The organism is Megasphaera paucivorans, assembly GCF_900103535.1.
Lineage (GTDB): Bacteria > Bacillota > Negativicutes > Veillonellales > Megasphaeraceae > Megasphaera_A > Megasphaera_A paucivorans.
In genome coordinates this window covers 1-4179 of record NZ_FNHQ01000063.1, presented here as the reverse complement: position 1 = coordinate 4179, position 4179 = coordinate 1, and the positions used below count along the sequence as shown (strand labels likewise).

General features: G+C 38.2%; 4 protein-coding genes and 1 pseudogene. All 5 read right to left on the bottom strand.

Translation table 11 applies throughout. The annotated features are described in order from the left end of the window. Positions 1 to 748 (bottom strand): annotated as a pseudogene (locus tag BLR11_RS13765) (pyruvate:ferredoxin (flavodoxin) oxidoreductase); the annotation flags it as partial. Positions 749 to 809: 61 nt separating this feature from the next. Next, a complete protein-coding gene (locus BLR11_RS13760) occupies positions 810 to 1847 on the bottom strand; it encodes an alcohol dehydrogenase catalytic domain-containing protein (RefSeq protein ID WP_176763019.1) in 1038 nt (345 codons plus the stop codon). Positions 1848 to 2190: 343 nt separating this feature from the next. Beyond that, on the bottom strand, positions 2191 to 3486 hold the full coding sequence (locus BLR11_RS13755) for an MFS transporter (RefSeq protein ID WP_091653243.1): 1296 nt from the start codon (positions 3484 to 3486) through the stop codon (positions 2191 to 2193). Between the two features lie 104 nt (positions 3487 to 3590). After that, positions 3591 to 3821, bottom strand: a complete 231-nt coding sequence (locus tag BLR11_RS14645) for an FAD-dependent oxidoreductase (protein WP_281240858.1) — start codon at positions 3819 to 3821, stop codon at positions 3591 to 3593. Positions 3822 to 3844: 23 nt separating this feature from the next. After that, positions 3845 to 4179: 2-oxo acid dehydrogenase subunit E2 (locus BLR11_RS13745; protein WP_091653240.1), on the bottom strand; the 335-nt coding region annotated here is incomplete at its 5' end.

Below are 4179 nucleotides of genomic sequence, written 5' to 3'. Positions count from 1 at the left end.
CATCCATATAGGACTGTACAATATCAGGGAGATTAATATAATGTTCATTGACCGCCTCCCGTGCTTGGAAAAAAATATCAGGATTATTAACACAGCTGCGGATACATGGATGATCCGGGTTAAGGGCGGTATGCTTAAAATCATACAGTGCTTCTTTATCAATCAATTTGCCCAATTCATCATATGGCATAACTTCAACTTTTTGAATTTCATGAGATGTCCGAAATCCATCAAAAAAATGCAGAAAAGGCACACGTCCCTTAATCGTGGAAAGATGTGCCACTCCAGCAAGATCCATAATTTCTTGAACACTGGAACTGCATAACATGGCCCACCCTGTATTTCGGCACCCCATAACATCAGAATGATCCCCAAAAATAGACACAGCATGAGAAGCAACGGTACGAGCCGCCACATGAAGGACAGCCGGTTTAAACTGCCCGGCAATACGATGCATTACCGGAATCATCAGCATCAGTCCCTGTGAAGCGGTATAAGACGTCCCCAGAGATCCGGTTTCAAGTGCTCCGTGCAAGGCCCCTATCGCGCCTGATTCAGCCTGCATTTCCATGAGTTTAACCGGCTGGCCGAAAAGATTTTTTTCCCCTTGCGCCGACCACACATCAACGTGTTCCGCCATCGGTGAAGATGGAGTAATCGGATAAATCGTGGCAACTTCCGTGAATGCATAGGAGACATATGCTGCCGCTTCATTTCCATCCATGGTTTTCATTATGTGTTTTGCCAATTTCAACATCTCCTTATAGATTTAAATACTATGATAAAAAGCGTTATCAAAATAACATGAATCACGGAATAAGAACACATTTACAACATTTTCCGGTCTTCATAAGCTCTAAGCCTTTTTGAAATTCAACCATGGGTAGTTTATGTGTGATAATTTTTGAAAGATCTAATCCACCTGCTAATAATCCTTTCGCCGTTTCCCAATCTCTATACATACGCCGTCCAGCAATACCTTTTAGAGTTAATCCACGATATACAAATTCATCCAATTTAAATGTCATTTTTTTCTCAGAAAGTCCCAAAATTGCAATTTTCCCCTCAGGTTTAATGTATGTCATACAATCTTGAATAGCACCTACATTGCCAGAAAAATCTAAAACAATATCAATTAAATCACCATCATTAGCATCTTGTACTGCTTGTTTTATATTGACTGTTATGGGATTTATTAAAATATCTGCTCCAACTTCTAATGCCTTGTTCCCACGTTGTTCAATCGGTTCGATAGCTATAACCTTTGAAGCTCCACATTTTTTTGCAATAAGTATGCCCATGCAACCAATCGGACCACAACCTATAACTCCCACAGTTTTTCCAGAAATCGAAAATTGTGTCACTGCATGGACAGCCGCAACAAATGGTTCCATTAAACTCAAAATTTCCCACGAAGCAAACTTTTTAAAAACAACTGCATTTTCAGCAGGAATCGCCACATATTCAGCTAACGCTCCATCTCGACTAGCCCCTATGGTTTCAGTATTATAACAAACATGTTCACATCCATTATGGCAAAGATCACACGTATGACATACTATATGAGTTTCAGCTGCAACAGCATCTCCAATTTGAACTTGTTTAACTAATTCTCCTTTTTTTATAATTTGACCGGAAAATTCATGTCCAATAATACTAGGTGGATTCATTCGTTTAGCTGCCCACTCAGTCCAATCCATAATATGAACATCTGTCCCACAAACAGCAACAGCTTTTACTTTTACAAGAACATCATTAGGACCAACTTCTGGAATTGGCCGTTCAACCAATTTTATGTTTCCTACACCTGAAGCAGATTTAATAACACATTTCATTGTTTTTTTCATAGCAATCTCCATTCTACTACTATTACTTGTAATATTATTTTAAATAATAATAAAAATGAAACGATGAACTTGACCAAAATTCACATAGTACATACTTGTTATTTTTATAAAAATAGAGAATAAATTTTTTGTACAAATAAATTTTAAATCCTTGTATTAAATAAAGAGCAGTTTTTTCAAGTATATTGTTAGCATAGATTACAATGATCCTATAAAATTCTAATGACATGACAAAAACTGCTCTAACAGCTTACGTACAACGTTAATTTTGCTAATTTAATTATCCCCTGTTTATTGATATTAGTGCAAATTTATATTCTATATTCAAAAAAGAGCACATACGCTAGATATTATTTTTATCTGTAGGCATTGTTTTTTTTAATGTAAGCATAAGCAAGGCAGATATACAAAGTCCTCCAGATAAAATAAAATATCCTAAATCAGTTGTTCCTGTATACGTTTTTACCATTCCTAACATATAGGGTCCAAAATAGCCGCCAAGATTCGCCAAAGAATTAATTAAAGCAGTGGCACCGGCTGCAGCCGCTCCACTTAAAAAAGTGGTAGGAACAGACCACCATACGCCCATAGCTGCGTTGATTCCCACCGCTACGAATGTAACAAACACGAGACTAAGTAAAGGACTAGAAATAAAAGGAGCTCCCCCAAGACCAATGGCACCTAAAAACATAGCCGTTGCTACATGCCAGCGTTTTTCTCCGGTACGCGAAGAAGACATCCCCCATACAAGTTGTCCACATAATGCGATAATCATTGGAATGACTAATGCAAATCCAACAACAGAAGTAGACCATCCAGATAAATTTTTTAATACTTGTGGCATCCAGAAACTAAACCCCAAAAATCCAGTAGCCCAGAAGAAATAAATTATAACCAATCGCCAAACGGTTTTATCGGTTAATGCTTGCCATATTGTATATTTTTTAGCATTTGCAATTTCATCTTGTTCTTTTTTATAAACATTTTCCATATAAACTTTTTCTTCATCCGTAAGCCATTGTGATTTACTAGGGCGATCTTTAACCCAAAAAACAAAAACAAATGTAAAAATAATTGCCGGTATTGCTTCCAAAACAAACAATGATTGCCACCCCTGTAATCCGAAAAGATGCATTTCCAACAAAACACCCGCTAAGGGAGCTCCAATAATATTGGAAACAGGTAAAGATGTTAACATTAAAGAAATTGCTGCTGCTCGTTCATTAGCCATAAACCATCTGGGATATAATACTGCGTAAATTACTGGATATAAGCTAGCTTCACAGGCTCCGAGTAAAAAACGCACAATATAAAATTGCGTTGGTGATTGTACAAAAGCAAGAAGTCCACACACAAGTCCCCACGTAAACATAATTCTAGCAATCCATTTACATGCATCAAATTTTGCTGCAAAAAGAGCTCCTGGAATCTCAAAAAAGAAATATCCCAAAAAGAACATGCCTGCGCCAGCACCAAAAATTTCCGGACTCAACCATGGTAAATCCTTGGTCATTGTCATTCCAGCGTACGCGACATTGACTCGATCCAAAAAAGCAATAACGGATACAAAAAATACAGGCAAAATTATATGAATTTGTCTTTTTCTGTATAAAGACTTTATATTAATACTATTCTCCATAAAATCATCTCCTCGTAAAATTAAACAAATCAATAATTACTGTCCACCGCAAAAATTAAAATGCTAGATACATGTAATACGAGACACTAAACAAAATTTATATATTAACGTTTTAATGAATAATTATTCCTTTTTAGGCAGCCAATGACATGAATCAGCGCTTTCGTTGGGATACAGCCGATATTGAGGCAGGTACCGCCGACTTTATCGGCTTCAATAAGGGAAACCTTAGCTCCCATTTGGGCAGCTTTGATGACAGTTACATACCCGCCGGGGCCTACTCCGACAATAATGATGCTCTTTTTTATTTGCGGCATCGTAAGATTAGTTGTCAATAATAACTACCTCCTTTTTTTAATTAGAGTAACAATAACGGATTTTCCAAATATTCGCGGAGCCGCGATGTGATTAATCCGGCTAACGCTCCGTCTACTACCCGGTGATCATACCCCAGGATGACATTCATCATCGGAGCGATCACAATCTTGCCATCTATTACTACGGCTTTATCTACCGTGCGGCATACTCCGAGGATCGTTGCTTCCGGCGGATTGACGATCGGCGTAAAATGATCGCAGCCGTACATGCCCAGATTGCTGATGGTACAGGTACCGCCTGTCAGATCATCCGGTGACAGCGTATTGTCACGGGCGGCCCGTGCCAGTTCGCCAACAGCCCGATGAATATCCATCA

Bases quoted from the DNA above. Each gene is read 5' to 3' on its own strand.
- BLR11_RS13760 (WP_176763019.1), bottom strand. From the start codon at position 1,847: ATGAAAAAAACAATGAAATGTGTTATTAAATCTGCTTCAGGTGTAGGA.
- BLR11_RS13755 (WP_091653243.1), bottom strand. From the start codon at position 3,486: ATGGAGAATAGTATTAATATAAAGTCTTTATACAGAAAAAGACAAATT.